The organism is Actinophytocola sp. (assembly GCF_035762905.1).
Classification (GTDB): Bacteria; Actinomycetota; Actinomycetes; order Mycobacteriales; family Pseudonocardiaceae; genus DASYTH01.
This window is the reverse complement of the sequence record NZ_DASUCC010000097.1, coordinates 276,510-292,206: the sequence shown is the minus strand read 5'-3', so window position 1 is coordinate 292,206 and position 15,697 is coordinate 276,510. Positions and strand designations below refer to the sequence as shown.

The window sequence follows — 15,697 nt, the reverse complement described above, 5'->3', positions numbered from 1 at the left end:
GCGGTCAGGCGTCGTCGCCGGTGGCCCGGCGCAGCGCGATCGGCGCCCCGGCGAGATCCTCCTCGTTGCACAGCAGCTTGACGTCGTAGTACGGGGAGTCCTCGCTGTCGTCGTAGTCGAGGTGGATGGCGATCACATCCACCGGTTCACCGAGCCACTCCTGGGTCTGCCGCAGCCACGCCGCCGAGCGCTCCAGTGCGGTCGGCAGGTCGTCGTCGCGGAACTCCACCGGGCGATAGGGCACGCCGTAAACCTGATCGCCCTGGTGTGGCGGGCGGGGCAGATCGACGGAGACACCGGCGTCGTCGAGTTCAAGGGAGATGGTCTGGGACTGGTTAGCGAGCTCGCTCACAGGGGAAGCGTCTCCCAGCCCGTGATCCCTCGCAACCCCCGCTCAGCTGTCGAAGACCTTGCGCCACGACTCGACGGAGGTCAGTTCCGGCACCGCGGCCCGGTAGGTCTCCACCAGGTTCGGCCACTCCCGGGCCAGCGTCCGGTAGTTGCGCACGACCCGGCGGGCCAGCTCGCGGAACAGCTCCGGGTCCCGCTTGCGGAACGCCACCCCGCTGCCGTCCGGGTTGGAAACGGTGGCGCTGTCCAGGTTGCCGAGCAGGTACCACAGCGCGTTCCCGGCCGGGACGTTGACCTGCGGCCGCTCGGTGGCGACCGGCTGCGGGGCGCCCAGGTTGTGCAGCAGCGCCTTGGCCGCCCGCACGCTCTTGCGCACCGGGTCGCCCGGCGGCCGCAGCAGCGCCTCGGTGCGGACCATGTCGAAGGTCGGCGCCGGGAACTCCTGGGCGGAGGGCAGCACCCGGGCGTCCGGGTACTGCCGGCGGATCTCCTGGATCTCCGGCAATACGGTGCCGAGCAGGTCGAACAGCCGGTCCGGCCCGGCCAGGAAGTCCTCCACCGCCTTCTGCTCGATCGCCACCGTGGAGTACTCCATGGACAGCAGCCGGCCGAGCGCCATCCGCAGGCCCTGCTTGAGCAGCGTGCGGCGCATGTCGTACGGGCTGTGCAGGGCGGCCATGATCAGTCGGTTGCGCAGGTGGAAGTATGCGGTCCAGTCGGTGGCGTCGTTCTTGTCGGTCCACGGCATGTGCCACACCGCGGCGCCGGGCAGGCTCACCGTCGGGAAACCGGCGGCCAGCGCGCGCAGCGAGTACTCCGCGTCGTCCCACTTGATGAACAGCGGCAGCGGCAGACCGGTGCGCTGGACCACCTCGCGCGGGAACAGGCACATCCACCAGCCGTTGTAGGTGGAGTTGATCCGCTTGTGCAGCTCCGGGCTGGTGCGCAGCGAGCTCTGGCCGAAGTCGTGGTCCACCACGGCGTCCGGCGCCGGCCGCCACAGGCAGGACCCGAGGTCGACGATCTCGCCGGTGGTGTGCAGCCGGGCCTTGGCCTGCAGGTTGAGCATGTGCCCGCCGACGATCACCGGCGCCGCGGCGGCCCTGGCGAACGCGTTGGCCCGCAACACGCTGTCCGGCTCGAGCACGATGTCGTCGTCCATCAGCAGGATCTGCTCGACGTCGCTGTGCTCGAGCGCCTCGTACAGCGCGCGGGTGAAGCCGCCGGAGCCGCCGAGGTTGTCCTGCTCGATGACCTGCAGCCGGTCGCCGAGCGCCGCGGCGGCCTCGGCGAACCGCGGATGTGCGGAGATCTTGCGGTCCCCCTGGTCGGCCACGTAGACCCGGCTGACCACGGCGAGCACGGCCGGGTCCTCGCCGAGCGCGAGCAGCGTGGCCACGCAGTCGTCCGGCCGGTTGAACGTGGTGGTGCCGATGGCCACCCGCTGCCGGGTCAGGTCCTCGGTGGCCAGCCACGCGGCCTCGGCGATCTCCAGCCGGGTGTCGTCGGTGAACGCGTCGAACCAGATCCAGCCGCCGTCCTCGAACGGGCGCAGGCTGATCCGGAACTCCAGGGTCTGCCAGTCCTCGCCGGCCGGCACCGCGCGGCCCTGCAGGTGCACCACGTCGCCGTTGGGCTTGGACCGGTAGACGTCGATCCGGCCGGCGCCGCGCACGTCCATCCGCAGCACCACCTCGTCGATCCGGGTCCAGCGCTTCCAGTAGCTGGCCGGGAACGCGTTGAAGTACGCGGCGAACGACACCCGCGCCGACGGCGGCACGGTCACCGCGCGCCGGGACGAGACGTGGCTGTGCACGTGCTCCGGCTCGTCGAGGTAGAGCGGCCGGACGTCGAGCGGGTCGGTGTCCCTCGGCAGGATGACCCGCTGCAACACGCGGTCGGCGCTGGCCGGGTTCGGGCTAACCAGATCGTTCACAAGGCGTCACTGTAACCTGAGGCCCCCGTAGCGAAAGGCACGCATGACCGCGGTGACCCAGTGGTTACGCCGGGTGCTGGTGACCGGCGTGCTCGCCGGAGCCGTCCATCAGCTGATCGTGCGGTGGCCCGAGGTGTCCGGCACGCTGCTGGCGCTGCCCTTGCCGAGCGTGCTGGTCTCCTTCCTGCTGGTGCTGGCCGCGGTCCTGCTCGGCCCGTTCATGTGGCAGACGGTGCTGCGGGACCTGGGCACCGCGTCCCGGACCCGGGACGCCTCGATGATCTTCCTGGTCGGTCAGCTCGGCAAGTACGTGCCCGGCTCGGTGTGGTCGTTCCTGGTGCAGATGGAGCTGGCCAAGGCCGCCGGGATCACCCGGGTGCGGGCGTTGACCGCGTCCGTGGTGGCTACCGGCATCGGCATCGTCGCCTCGCTGCTGTCCGGTTTCCTGGCCCTTCCGGTGCTGCTCGTAGAGCACCGGGAGTACCTGTGGCTGTTCGTGTTGCTGCCGGCCGGGCTGGTCCTGCTGCATCCCCGGCCGCTGACCTGGCTGGTCTCGCGCGGCCTGCGGCTGCTGCGCCGGCCGCCGCTGCCGCACCCGCTGACCCCGGGCGCGATCGCCCGCACGCTGGGACTGGGGCTGGCCACGTTCGTCCTGCTCGGCCTGCACCTGTGGCTGCTGGCCGACGCACTCGGTTCGCCCGGGATGCGCGGCCTGATGCTGTGCACCGGCGCCATGGCCCTGGCCATGACGGCCGGACTGCTCGCGTTCTTCCTGCCGTCCGGGATCGGCGCACGCGAGGTGGTGCTGGTCGCGGCGCTGGCCAGCGTGCTGCCGGCCGGCACCGCGATCGCGCTCGCGGTGGTGTCCCGGGTGATGTTCACGGTGGCCGACCTGGCCTCCGCGGGGGTGGCCACGCTGCTCGCCCGGCCGCGCCGCCGCGACGATGCGGCTCACCCCGTCGCCGCGACCTGACCGATCGCGTTCAGGAGGGTTCCGTTGCATATCGCCGTCGCCTACGACTGCCTGTTCCCCTACTCCACCGGAGGCGGCGAGCGGCAGTACCGCGTGTTCGCCGAGGAGTTCGCCGCGGCCGGCCACCGGGTCACCTACCTGACCCGGCAGCAGTGGGACGGCGCCCCGCCCGGCGGGGAACCCTTCGACATCAAGGTGATCAGCACCGACCGGGAGCTGTACGACGAGACCGGGGCGCGCACCCTCGGACCGGCGATCCGGTTCGCCCGCGGCCTGTACCGGCACCTGCGCCGGCACCGCGACTACGACGCCGTGCTGGTCAGCGCCATCCCGGCGACCAACGTGCCGGCGGCAAGGGCGGCACTGATCGGCTCGCCCGCGGTGCTGGTGGTGGACTGGCTGGAGGTGTGGCGGCCGGCCCAGTGGCGGGAGTACAAGGGGCCGGTGGCCGGTCGGGTGGCCACCGCGATCCAGCGGATTGCGGTGCGGTTCAGCCCGATCGCCAGCTGCCACTCACAGCTCAACGCGCGCCGGCTGACCGAGCTGGGGCTGCGCTCGGAGCCGGTGGTGAGCCCGGGTCTGATCGACGGCCAGTGCGGTGGGCGGCCGGTGCTGACCGCCACCGAGCCGCCTCGGGTGATCTACGTCGGGCGGCACATCCCGGACAAGCGGGTGGAGACGCTGCCGGCGGCGATCGCGGTGGCCCGGGACCGGATTCCCGAGTTGACCGCGACGATCTACGGCGAGGGCCGCAGCCGCGCGGCGGTGCGGGCCGAGATCGCCCGGCTGGGGCTCGGCGCGGTGATCGACACACCCGGGTTCGTCAGCCAGGAGGAGCTGGATGAGGGCATGCGCACGGCCGCGTGCCTGGTCAACCCGTCGGCCAGGGAGGGCTACGGCCTGGTCGTGGTCGAGGCGTGCGCGCAGGGCACCCCGGTGGTCCTGGTCGAGGGCCCGGACAACGCCGCGCTGGAGTTGGTGGCGGACGGGGTCAACGGCCGGATCGCCGGATCGGTCGCGGCACCAGTGCTCGGCAACGCGATCGCCGACGTGGTGGCCGCCGGCCCGGCCCTGCGCAAGAGCACCGCGGAATGGTTCCAGCAGGCCAGCAGGACCAGGACGATCCGAGCCGCGGCCACCCAGTTGCTCGGGCGGATCCAGGCCGCGGTCAGCTCGGGAAAGCGCTAAGCGTCACCGGGTCTCGGTGCCGATCAGTACGGCGTTGGCGTTGCGGAAGGGGTGGCCGTACTGGGCGCGCAGGGCCTCGTCGCGATCGGTTTCCTGCCAGTCGTTGGCCGCGTTGGTGCGGACCAGCCAGGTCTCCCGTTGGAAGCCGATCGTTCCGGCCCGCAGTTCCTCGTCCAGCCGGGTGTTCCAACCGATCGGGAGGGTGACCAGTAGCCGCCCGCCGGGTGCCACGCAGGCCTTGGTCGCCTCGATCGCCTTGATCACCTTCTCCGGGGTGCGCGGCTGCTCGTCCCAGCCGACGTGCTCGAGGGTGGAGATGGCGAGCACGGTGTCGAACGGTTCGTCCGGCCGGAAGCCGACGATGTCGGAGTTGATCACCCCGGGCACGGTCTCGTACTTGTCCAGCACGGTGTGCCCGGTGACGCCGTAGTGCCCGAGCACGTTGCCCACCTCGAGCGTGCGGCCGGGGCCGGCGCCGGCGAGGAACCACCTGGCGACCGCGATCTCCACGGTGCGCTCGTTGCGGTAGGCGTTGTTGTACCGGTGCACGGTGTAGGGCAGCGCGGTGCCGCGGAAGGTGAACCGGGCGCGGCGCCTGCGGGCCCGGATGACCGGGAACGCGACCTGGCCGGCGGCGGTCGAGGCGACCAGGCCGGCCGTGGTCCACAACCCGTGGTCGCCGATCGACTCGCGCAGGGCGCTCACTCCGCGGCGGACTTCGACGCGCAGGTTAGTGGCCATGATCATCTCCAAGGACGAGCGTGAGCGTCACCCCGCCGCCGAGTACGGCTCGCGACTCGAACCGCCGTTCCAGCGTCTTCATCCAGGGTCGCGGCTCCGGGATGGCCGACGGGATCAGGAAAAGATAGTCGCGGCCGGCCGGACGCCAGCCGGCCGGGGCCGCCGCCCGGACGAACGCGCCCGGCCGGAAGTTGCGCTCGCCCCTGGTCAACGCCTGGAACAGGAAGATGTAGGGGTTCCAGCGGTTCGGCTCGAACGCCAGCCATCGGCAGCCCGGCCGGGCGGCGGCGGCCACGCTGCCCGCGGCCGCCCGCTCGTCGGCCACGTGGTGCAGCACGTCGCTGGACACCACCCGGTCGACCGGGCCGTCCGGCAGCACCGCCCGGACGTCCTCGGCGTAGCCCTGCACGAACTCCACGTTGCCGAGTCCGAGACCGGCGGCGCGCTCCCGGGCATAAGCCACGTAGTCCGCCAGCGGCTCGACGCCGACAACCCTCAGGTGCGGATGCGCCGCCGCCATCGCCAGGGTGTGCTCACCGGTTCCGGAGCCGAGATCGAGCACCCGCTCGCCCGGTCGCGCGGTGCCGAGGAACTCGATCGCCCGTCGCTGTCTGCGTTGGTGCAACCACCCGGTGCGTTTGGCTGCGTAGGCTGCGGGATCGTCGTCGTAGTGGGAGTTGAGCACTCTTCAGTTTTCCTTCCCGAAACCGGCTCGACAAGAAATGAACGATCACCGTCGGTACTGTGACGCGGTCAGACAGTCGCCGAAACGGACACAGCATGGAACAGCGCACCTACGCGAGCGAGTTGACCATCGTCATGCCCTGCCTCAACGAGGCGGAGACGTTGGGCACCTGCATCCGCAAGGCGCAGGGCTATCTTGCCGCCTCCGGCGTGTCCGGTGCGGTGCTGATCGCCGACAACGGCAGCACCGACGGCTCCCAGGCGATCGCCCGGGAGTTGGGCGCGCAGGTGGTCGACGTGCCGGACAAGGGCTACGGCAACGCGCTGATGGGCGGCATCCGGGCGGCGAACAGCCGGTACGTGATCATGGGCGACGCCGACGACAGCTACGACTTCAGCGACCTCGACGCGTTCGTCGACGAGCTGCGCAGGGGCGCCGATCTGGTGATGGGCAACCGGTTTCGCGGCGGTATCGCGCCGGGTGCGATGCCCGCGCTGCACCGCTATTTCGGCAACCCGCTGCTCTCCGGGGTCGGCCGGCAGTTCTTCAAGGCGCCGGTCGGCGATTTCCACTGCGGGCTGCGCGGGTTCCGCCGGGAGGCGATTCTCGGCATCGGGCTACACACCTCCGGGATGGAGTTCGCCAGCGAGATCGTGGTGAAGTCCTGCCTGTCCGGCCTGCGTATCGCCGAGGTGCCGACCACGCTGGCCAAGGACGGACGCAACCGGCCGCCGCACCTGAACAGCTGGCGGGACGGCTGGCGACACCTGCGCTTCCTGCTGATCTACAGCCCGCGCTGGCTGTTCCTCTACCCAGGACTGGCCGCGCTGGCCAGCGGCCTGGCGGCCACCCTGGTGCTGCTGATCGGTCCGGTCGACATCGGCGTGATCGGCTTCGACGTCGGCACCATGCTCTACGCCGCCGGCATCGCCGTGCTCGGCTACCAGGCGGTGCTGTTCTCCGTGCTGGTGAAGCTGTTCGGCGCGCGCGCGGGCTTACTGCCGATGAGCCCGCGGTACCGGCAGCTGATCGAGCGGTTCTCGGTGGAACGGGGTCTGGTGTTCGGTCTGGCGATCTTCCTGGCCGGTGTCCTGGCCGCGCTCGGTCAGCTGCTTCGCTGGGGCGACGCCGGGTTCGGCGCGATGGACACGGCACAGACCATCCGCACCGCGATCCCGGCGGTGCTCGGCCTCGTGCTCGGCTTCCAGACGATCATGTTCAGCATGTTCGCCGGGGTACTGAACATTCCGACCAGCGACGGCACCCGGTTCGCCAGGTCGTCCCGGGACACGGAACCGGCCGCCGAGCCGCACACCGAACGGTCCATGCGGTCGTAACACCCCTGGTCTGAACCTCACGTCGACCACCACGGTAAATTCCGCGGCGGCGATCCGCGCCGACAAGAATTTCCGGGAGGCAGACCCGTCATGACCGGCACCGTGCTCCCGGTCCTGGCGACCCTGGCCTGGCTGGTGCTGCCCGGGCTCGCCCTCGGCCTGGCCATGGGCCTGCGCGGCTGGACGCTGGCCGGCGTGGCCCCGGCGCTGACCTACGGCCTGGTCGCCGTGACCATCATCGTGTTCTCGGCGGCCGGAATCCGCTGGGAGCCGCTGAACGTGCTGCTGGCCTGCCTTGCGCTGTGCGTGCTGCTCGCCGCCGTCACCTGGCCCTGGCGCCGGTGGCGGGTCGAGCTGAACACATGGGAGTGGTACCACCACGCCGGCGTCGCGGCCGTGCTTGCCGTCGCCGGCGCGGTCGGCGCCTTCGTGTTCGTCCGGGCGACCAACGCGCTGGACGGGATCAACCAGACCTGGGACGCGCTGTTCCACGCCGCCGCCACCCGCATGATCAGCGACACCGGCGACGCCGCACCGTCCGCGGTCGCCGCGATCAGCGCACCGGCATCGACCTCCTACGCGCCGGACGCCTACCACGCCACCGCCGCCCTGATCCGGGACGCGACCGGTCTTTCCGTTCCGGAGGTGCTCAACGCGATCGGGGCGGCCGGGCCGCTGCTGCTCGGCATCGGTCTGGTCGCGTTCCTGCGGGTGCTCACCGGCCGGCCGGCGCACGCCGCGGCGGTCGGCCTGCTGTCGGTCGGGATGGCCGCGATCCCGTACCACATGACCGGCTACGGCGCGCTGCTGCCGTACGGCACCACGCTGGTCATGCTGCCCGGGGTGCTCGCCCTGATCGTGGTGCTGTTGCGCTGGCCGAACTGGCGGCTCGGCCTCGCCCTCGGGCTCGCGGTGGCCGGGCTGCTCAACGGGCACCCGCAGGTGGCGCTGTTCGCCGCGATCATCGGTGCCCTGCTGCTCGGCGCGCAGCTGGTCGAGCGCAGGCGGATCGAGTGGCCGCTGGTCGGCACGCTCGGCGTCGCGGCCGTGGTGGGGGTGATCGGCGGCATCGCGGTGCTGCGCTCCACCCTGGCCGCCGCGGCCGGCGCCACCGGGATCGACTGGCCGGCCTACACCAACCCCGGCGCGGCCTTCGGCGAGCTGGTGATGTTCAACGCCGTCACGCCGTTTCCGCAGTACTGGTTCATTCCGCTGCTCGGAGTCGGGCTGTGGGCGGTGCTCGCGCCCGGCGGGGTGCGCGCGCTGCGGCCGATCGTGCTGGCCGCCGGCCTGGTCACCGGCCTGTACGTGCTGGCGGCGGCCTACGACAACGCGATCTCGTTACGGCTGACCTCGTTCTGGTGGAACGACCGGCACCGGTTCGCCGCGGCGTTCGGCGTGATCGTGCTGCCGCTGCTGGCCGCCGGCCTGGTCTGGGTGCGGGACTGGCTGGCCGGGCTGATCGGGCGCACCGGACGGGTGTCCGAATCGCGGTGGACCCGGTGGGTCGCGCCGGTGGCGTTGGCCGGGTTGCTCGGGCTGTTCTTCGTGGTCACCAAGGCCGACTACCAGGGGACCACGCGGGCCACGGTGGCGATCGCCTACGGGCAGGGGCCGACCGTGACCGACCAGGAGCGGGCCGACCTTGCCGAGGCCAGCAAGGTGGTGGCGGCCGGCGGGGGCGGCATGGTGATGAACGACCCGCACGACGGGTGCTCGTGGGCCTACCCGCTGTACGGCATGAAGGTGGTGTTCCCCACTCCGCTGACCGGGCCGTTCGACTGGTCCACCGTCGGCTACGACCGGATGCGGCTCTACGAGCGGTTCGACGAGCTGGGCACCGAGGCGCAGGTACGCCGGGACGCGACCACGCTCGGGGTGCGCTGGACGGTGCTGTGCACCGGGTTCATCCGGCCGTGGCAGAGCCGGATCCCCGGGTTGGACGATCTGTCCGGGATGCGCTCGGCCACGCTGGTCTACAGCAGCGGGTCGGTGCGGCTGTACCGGGTGGACACCGAGGACCACCGAACGGATCCCTGACCGGCGGCCTTAGGCTGTTCGGATGCGAGTGGTGGTGATCGGTGGGGGAATTCTCGGTCTGGCCGTGGCGCGCGAGCTGGCCGGGCGCGGCGACCGGGTGACGGTCCTGGAGAAGGAAGACCACTGGGCCGCCCACCAGACCGGGCACAACTCCAACGTCGTGCACGCCGGGCTGTACTACCAGCCCGGCTCGAACAAGGCCCGGATGGCGGTGGCCGGCAGCCGGTCCATCGTGGAGTTCGCCAGGGACAACGGCGTTCCGGTCGAGGTGTGCGGCAAGCTGGTCGTGGCCACCACCGAGGCGGAGCTGCCGGCGCTGCACGTGCTGGCCGAGCGGGCCGAGGCCAACGGCGTGCCGGCCAAGCTGATCGACCCGCCGCAGGCCCGGGAGTACGAGCCCGAGGTGTCCTGCGTGGCGGCGCTGCGGGTGGAGAGCACCGGCATCATCGACTTTCCCGCGGTGTGCGAAGCGCTGATGCGCCAGCTCATCGAGCTCGGCGCCGACCTGCGGCTGGCCACGCCGGCGCTGGGCATCCGGCGCGGGGCCACCGGCGGGGTCGAGGTGGCCACCGGAACGGACGTGCTGCGCGCGGACGCGCTGGTGAACTGCGCCGGGCTGCACAGCGACCGGATCGCCCGGATGGCCGGGCTGGAACCGCGCGCCCGGATCGTGCCGTTCCGGGGCGAGTACTACGAGCTGCGGCCCGACCGCCGGCACCTGGTCCGCGGGCTGATCTATCCGGTACCGGACGCGACGCTGCCGTTCCTCGGCGTGCACCTCACCCGGATGCTGGACGGGAGCGTGCACGCCGGGCCGAACGCGGTGCTGGCGCTGCGCCGCGAGGGGTACCGGTGGCGCGACGTCTCGGCCCGCGACCTCGGGGATTCCGTGCGGTTCCCCGGGCTGTGGAAGCTGGCCCGGCGCTACCCGCGGACCGCGGTGGACGAGGTGCTGCGGTCGCTGTCGCAGCGCCGGTTCGCGGCCAGCCTGGCCCGGCTGGTGCCGGCCGTGCGCAAGGAGGACCTCGTCCGGGCCGGGTCCGGGGTGCGGGCCCAGGCGCTGCTGCCGGACGGCTCGATGGTGCAGGACTTCCTGATCGAGACCGCGCGGGACCAGGTGCACGTGCTCAACGCGCCGTCGCCGGCCGCGACCTGCGCGCTGGAGATCGCCCGGTACGTGGCCGACCGGGTCAACCGGTGACGGCGCCGGTGGTCCGGTTCCAGGTGAGCGTGCCGCGCTGGAAGTTGGTCCGCCGCCCGCCCGGGACGTCGTACTCGTCGCTGGTCGGGTAGCCGAGCCGGCCCCGTTCGGAACCGAGCGCCACCCAGCGCTGGAAGATCGCGCCGCGTACCTCGTGCGCGCCGGTTGCCGGCGTCCAGTGGATCGACCCCTGCTGGAACAAGTTATAGGCGCCGATCCCGTCCGGCGTGCGCAGCTCGTTGGTCGTCGGATAGCCCAGCACCGAACGCTCCCAACCCAGCGCCGCCCACTTGTCCCGAATGGCGCCGCGCACCTCCTGCGCCCCGACCCCCGGCCGGTAGAAGATCGACCCTCGCTGGAAGTGGTTGTACGACCCGACTCCGTCCGACGACGGGGTCTCGTCGGTGATCGGGTAGCCGATCACCGACCGCTCCAAACCCAACGACGCCCACACCTGATAGATCAGCCCCCGCACCTCGTGCGCACCGGTTGCCGGCGTCCAGTGGATCGACCCCTGCTGGAACAAGTTATAAGCGCCGATGCCGTCCGGTGTGCGCAGCTCGTTGGTCGTCGGATAGCCGAGGTGGGACCGCTCCCAACCCAGCGCCGCATACTTGTCCCGAATGGCGCCGTGCACCTCCCGCACGCCCAGGCCCGGGTGGTAGAAGATCGACCCCCGCTGGAAGTGGCTGAACGACCCCACCCCGTCCGAGGACCGCGTCTCGTCCGTGACCGGATAGCCGAAAAACGACCACTCCGCCCCGAAAGCCCGCCACAGCTGATAGATCGACCCGCGCACCTCGTGCGCCCCGGTGCCCGGCGTGTAGTAGATCGCGCCGCCCTGGAACAGGCTGAACGCGGCACCGTCGGCGGTGCGCTGCTCGTCGCTGGTCGGGTGGCCGAGCTGGGACCGCTCCCAGCCCAGCCCGCCCCATTTCTCCCGGACGCTGCCGCGGACCTCGAAGAAGCCGGTCGGCCCGGCCCAGAACGAGCCGCGCATGAAGTGGTTGAACCGGGCCGACCCGTCCGAGGTGTACAGCTCGTCGCTGCCCGGGAAGCCGAGGACCCCGGCGGGCCCACCACCCCGAAGGTAGCGGTCCAGCATGTCGCCGCGGACCGACCAGGCCCCGCCGCCCGGGGTGAAGTAGATCCGGCCGCCGGTGTAGTTCTGGGCCGAGCCGGCGCCCACCGCGTACCGCGCGCCGGTCGCAAGGCCCAGCCAGGCCGCGCCGCCCACCCGGTCGTAGTGCGCGGCGATCGCGTCGCCCGCGCTGTCCACGGCCAGCGCGCGCAACTCGGCCGGCGTGCCGTTGAAGACGTCCTGATCCATGTCGGTGACCGCGTACTGCCACATCGTGTGGGTGGTCCAGCCGTACGGCAGGTTGACCGGGTTGCCGTTGAAGCCGGCGATCCACAGCGGCGTGCGCAGCCCGAGGGCCTCACTGTTGCCGGTGCACAACCGCCACCAGTTCCGGGTCGTGTAGACGACCGGCCAGCGACCGGTGCGCGCCCGCACCGTGGTCGCGAACTCGTCGACCCAGGCGACCATCTGGCCGGGCGTCAGGCCGTAGCAGGTCGGACCGTACGGGTTGTACTCGATGTCCAGCACCGGCGGCAGGGTCCAGCCATCGGCCGACCAGCCGCCGCCGTTGTCCACGAAGAAGTGGGCCTGCGCGGCGCCGCCGGAGATCGACGGCTGGGCGAAGTGGTAGGCGCCGCGCAGCAGGCCGGCGGTGCGCGAGCCGGTGTAGTTGTTGCCGAACTCCGGATCCCGGTAGCTGGTGCCCTGGGTGGCCTTCATGTACGCCCACCGGATGCCGCGCGCGGCCATCGCGGGCCAGTCCATCCGGCCCTGCCAGTGGCTGACGTCGATGCCCGGCGTGCCGTACGGAGCCGCGTCCACCGCGTGGGTCACCGCCTGCGGCTCGTGGGTGGCCAGCGTGGATCCCATGAAGTCGCGTTCCGGGTTGGCCGGCGGTGCGGGCTGCGCGGCCGGGGCGAGCGGCGGCAGCCCGGCCAGCAGCACGGCCGCGCCGAGCAGCCCGCCGGCCAACCGGGCAAGAGTTGCGGTCATCTGGTCCTCCACCGACGCCGGGCGCGCAACGACGGGGGCCATCCTGGCCCCGGCGGACCGGACCGGCACGCCGAAACCGGGAGCGGACAAAACCGGAGAACCCCCGGGATCCCGGTAACGCCGGGCGGCGGATCAAGGACTTTCGATGCGACGACGCCAAAAGACCCTTGGGGGCTTCCATGCGCGCATCCGAATCCGGAACCCGGTCCATCACCCGATTAGGCAGGCGCCGGTTGACGAGCCTGTCCCGAACGCTCATCGCCGGCGCCGCCGTCATCGCGGCCAGCGCCCTTGTCGCCGATCCCGGTCCGGGGGGCGATCCGCCGGCCGGCCACCAACACCACGCCATGATCACCCCGCCGGCGTTCATCCCGGTGGCCAGCGATCCCACGCTGCCGCGCACCGGCTGGACGGTCACCGCGGACAGCGCGGAGACCGGATACCTTGCCACCGCGGCGATCGACGGCAACACCGCGACCATGTGGCACACCCGGTGGACGCCCGCTCCCCCGGCGCCGCTGCCGCACACGTTCACCATCGACACGCACGCCACCAACACGATCAGCGGGCTGCGCTACCTGCCGCGCACCGACGGCGGCGGCAACGGCACCATCGGCGGCTACCAGCTGCACACCTCCACCAACGGCACCGCCTGGACCCAGGTGGCCACCGGCACCCTCGAGGACACCAACGCCGAGAAGGCCATCGCGATCGCCCCGGTCGTGGCCCGCTACGTGCGGCTCACCGCGACCACCGAGGCCGGCGGCCGCGGGCCGTGGACCAGCGCCGCCGAGCTCAACCTGACCGGCGCGCCGGTGTCGACCCTGCCGCGCACCGGTTGGACGGTCACCGCGGACAGCGCGCAGGGCGCCCACCCGGCCACCAATGCGATCGACGGCAACCTCGCCACCATGTGGCACACCCGGTGGACGCCGGCGCCGCCGGACCCGTTGCCGCACACGATCACCATCGACATGCACGCCACCAACACCGTGACGGCGCTGCGCTACCGGCCGCGGACCGACGGCAGCCGCAACGGCACCATCGGCGGCTACCGGCTGCACACCTCGACCGACGGCACCGCGTGGACCCAACGGGCCACCGGCACCCTGGCCAACAACACCAACGAGAAGACCATCAACATCGCGCCGACCGCGGTCCGGTACGTGCGGCTCACCGCCCTGACCGAGGCCGGCAACCGAGGTCCGTGGAGCAGCGCCGCCGAGATCAACCTGATGGGCAGCGCGCCGGACACCAGCGCGGCCACCAACGGCACCTGGGGTCCCACCATCGGCTTCCCACTGGTGCCGGCCGCCGCCGCGCTCATGCCCGGCGGGCGGCTGCTGACCTGGTCGGCGTTCGAGCCGTACAACTTCGGCGGCGGCAGCGGAAAGACCGTGACCGCGACGCTCGACCTGGCCACCGGCGCGGTCAGCCAGCGCACCGTCACCGAGACCGGGCACGACATGTTCTGCCCGGGCACCGCCCGGCTGCCGGACGGCGGCGTCATGGTCACCGGTGGCAACAACAGCGACCGGACCAGCACCTACCAACCGGCCGCCAACACCTGGCTCACCGGCCCGGCGATGAACATCCCGCGCGGCTACCAGAGCATGGTCACCCTGTCCGACGGCCGGGTGTTCACCATCGGCGGCTCATGGAGCGGCGGGCGCGGCGGCAAGCACGGCGAGGTGTGGTCGGCCGCGACCGGCTGGCAGCGGCTGACCGGCGCCCCGGTCGACCCGCTGCTCACCGCGGACCCGGCCGGGGTCTACCGGGCCGACAACCACATCTGGCTGTTCGCGGCTCCGGGCGGCCGGGTGTTCCAGGCCGGGCCCAGCCGGCAGATGAACTGGTACGACACCGTTGGCGCGGGCGGCACCACCCCGGCCGGGGTTCGGGCCGACGACGCCGACGCGATGAACGGCAACGCGGTCATGTACGACGTCGGGAAGATCCTGACCGTCGGCGGCGCCCCGGCCTACCAGGACAGCGACGCGACCAACCGGGCCTACGTGATCGACATCAACGGCGGCACCGCGACCGCCCGCCGGGTGGCCTCGATGGCCAACGCGCGGGCGTTCGCGGGCAGCGTGGTGCTCCCGGACGGCAAGGTGGTCGTGGTCGGCGGGCAGAACCGGCCGGTGCCGTTCAACGACGCCACCGCCGTGTTCGCCGCGGAGCTGTGGGACCCGGCCACCGAGACGTTCACCCCGATGGCCTCGATGGCGGTGCCCCGGACCTACCACAGCGTCGCGGCGCTGCTCCCGGACGGCCGGGTGTTCTCCGGCGGCGGCGGGCTGTGCGGCGGCTGCGGGACCAACCATCCGGACGGGCAGATCTTCACCCCGCCGTACCTGTACGCACCGGACGGCAGCCCCGCGGTCCGGCCGGTGATCACCAGCGCCCCGGCGGCCACGGCGGCCGGTGCCGTGATCACCGTGGGGACCGACCGGGCGGTGTCCGGGTTCTCCTTGGTCCGGGCCGGGTCCACGACGCACACCGTGGACACCGACCAGCGGCGCGTGCCGCTGGTGCCGAGCGCCGTGGCCGGCACCAGCTACACGATCCCGCTGCCGGCCGACCCCGGGGTGCTCGTCCCCGGGCACTACATGCTGTTCGCGCTCGACGCGACCGGCGTGCCGAGCGTGTCGACCCAGGTGATGGTCAGCTGATCGCGACCGCCACCACCAGACCAAGCGCGAGGTGGACGGCGGCGACCACGACGCTGGCCGGTGCGAACCGGTCGCTCTCGATCGTGGCGCCGACGTCCAGTCGGGTCGTCCACTCCAGCGTCCGCACGGCGAGCACCTGGGCGACGATGCCGACCAGCCCGAACACCAGCGACTGGATCAGGCCGGCGGCCAGGTCGCCGCTCGAGCTCCAGATCGCGATCACGATGATGAACGCCATGCTGAGCATGCCGGACGCGGTGACGATCACCGCGTTCGGCCGGCCGGCCCGGACCAGATCGGAGAGCTTGCCCGGAGTGGTGAAGTCGATCGCGTAGAAGCCGAGCAACATCAGGACGACGCCGACGACGGCGTATAACGCGATCGCGCCGATACCCTCTCCGAGGCCACCCCAAAACCCCTCGGGAAGCGCGACGGCGGTCGTCGATGCAACAGTGCTCACGAACCCTCCTGGACCGGTTGGTGCGAAGTGTGGGGG

General features: G+C 71.9%; 12 protein-coding genes. 6 read left to right on the top strand and 6 right to left on the bottom strand.

Features of this window, described 5'->3' with window-relative positions:
* Positions 1-4: 4 nt before the first annotated feature.
* Together VFV67_RS21695 and VFV67_RS21690 are read right to left on the bottom strand one after the other, a co-directional pair.
* A complete protein-coding gene (locus VFV67_RS21695; protein ID WP_326472411.1) occupies positions 5-352 on the bottom strand; it encodes a hypothetical protein in 348 nt (115 codons plus the stop codon).
* A gap of 42 nt (positions 353-394) precedes the next feature.
* The gene (locus VFV67_RS21690) at positions 395-2,287 is read right to left on the bottom strand and encodes a glycosyltransferase (protein ID WP_326472410.1); all 1,893 of its coding nucleotides are present in this window, start codon (positions 2,285-2,287) and stop codon (positions 395-397) included.
* A 43-nt stretch (positions 2,288-2,330) separates the two neighbouring features.
* Here VFV67_RS21690 and VFV67_RS21685 point away from each other — a divergent pair, with 43 nt between their 5' ends.
* The gene (locus tag VFV67_RS21685; protein WP_326472409.1) at positions 2,331-3,260 is read left to right on the top strand and encodes a lysylphosphatidylglycerol synthase domain-containing protein; all 930 of its coding nucleotides are present in this window, start codon (positions 2,331-2,333) and stop codon (positions 3,258-3,260) included.
* A gap of 24 nt (positions 3,261-3,284) precedes the next feature.
* Positions 3,285-4,448, top strand: coding sequence for a glycosyltransferase family 4 protein (locus VFV67_RS21680; protein WP_326472408.1), 1,164 nt, complete (start codon positions 3,285-3,287; stop codon positions 4,446-4,448).
* Positions 4,449-4,451: 3 nt separating this feature from the next.
* Here the strand turns inward: VFV67_RS21680 and VFV67_RS21675 are convergent, their stop codons facing one another.
* On the bottom strand, positions 4,452-5,189 hold the full coding sequence (locus VFV67_RS21675; RefSeq protein ID WP_326472407.1) for a hypothetical protein: 738 nt from the start codon (positions 5,187-5,189) through the stop codon (positions 4,452-4,454).
* On the bottom strand, positions 5,179-5,874 hold the full coding sequence (locus VFV67_RS21670) for a class I SAM-dependent methyltransferase (RefSeq protein WP_326472406.1): 696 nt from the start codon (positions 5,872-5,874) through the stop codon (positions 5,179-5,181). The genes VFV67_RS21675 and VFV67_RS21670 overlap by 11 nt, the downstream gene beginning before the upstream one ends.
* A 95-nt stretch (positions 5,875-5,969) precedes the next feature.
* On the opposite strand from VFV67_RS21670, the gene VFV67_RS21665 reads away from it, so the two are divergent.
* The 3 genes from VFV67_RS21665 to lhgO all read left to right on the top strand — a co-directional run bounded on the left by VFV67_RS21665 (position 5,970) and on the right by lhgO (position 10,452).
* Positions 5,970-7,211, top strand: coding sequence for a glycosyltransferase family 2 protein (locus VFV67_RS21665; protein WP_326472405.1), 1,242 nt, complete (start codon positions 5,970-5,972; stop codon positions 7,209-7,211).
* 90 nt (positions 7,212-7,301) lie between these two features.
* On the top strand, positions 7,302-9,251 hold the full coding sequence (locus VFV67_RS21660) for a DUF6541 family protein (protein WP_326472404.1): 1,950 nt from the start codon (positions 7,302-7,304) through the stop codon (positions 9,249-9,251).
* Positions 9,252-9,273: 22 nt separating this feature from the next.
* Positions 9,274-10,452, top strand: coding sequence for an L-2-hydroxyglutarate oxidase (gene lhgO / locus VFV67_RS21655; RefSeq protein WP_326472403.1), 1,179 nt, complete (start codon positions 9,274-9,276; stop codon positions 10,450-10,452).
* Here lhgO and VFV67_RS21650 read toward each other — a convergent pair.
* On the bottom strand, positions 10,442-12,526 hold the full coding sequence (locus tag VFV67_RS21650; RefSeq protein ID WP_326472402.1) for a GH25 family lysozyme: 2,085 nt from the start codon (positions 12,524-12,526) through the stop codon (positions 10,442-10,444). The two genes, lhgO and VFV67_RS21650, sit on opposite strands and share 11 nt — an antisense overlap.
* Positions 12,527-12,759: 233 nt before the next feature.
* On the opposite strand from VFV67_RS21650, the gene VFV67_RS21645 reads away from it, so the two are divergent.
* Entirely contained in the window at positions 12,760-15,201 is a 2,442-nt protein-coding gene (locus tag VFV67_RS21645; RefSeq protein WP_326472401.1) for a discoidin domain-containing protein, read from the top strand.
* On the opposite strand, the gene VFV67_RS21640 is transcribed toward VFV67_RS21645, so the two are convergent.
* A complete protein-coding gene (locus tag VFV67_RS21640) occupies positions 15,194-15,661 on the bottom strand; it encodes a DUF350 domain-containing protein (RefSeq protein ID WP_414636311.1) in 468 nt (155 codons plus the stop codon). The two genes, VFV67_RS21645 and VFV67_RS21640, sit on opposite strands and share 8 nt — an antisense overlap.
* Positions 15,662-15,697: the final 36 nt, after the last annotated feature.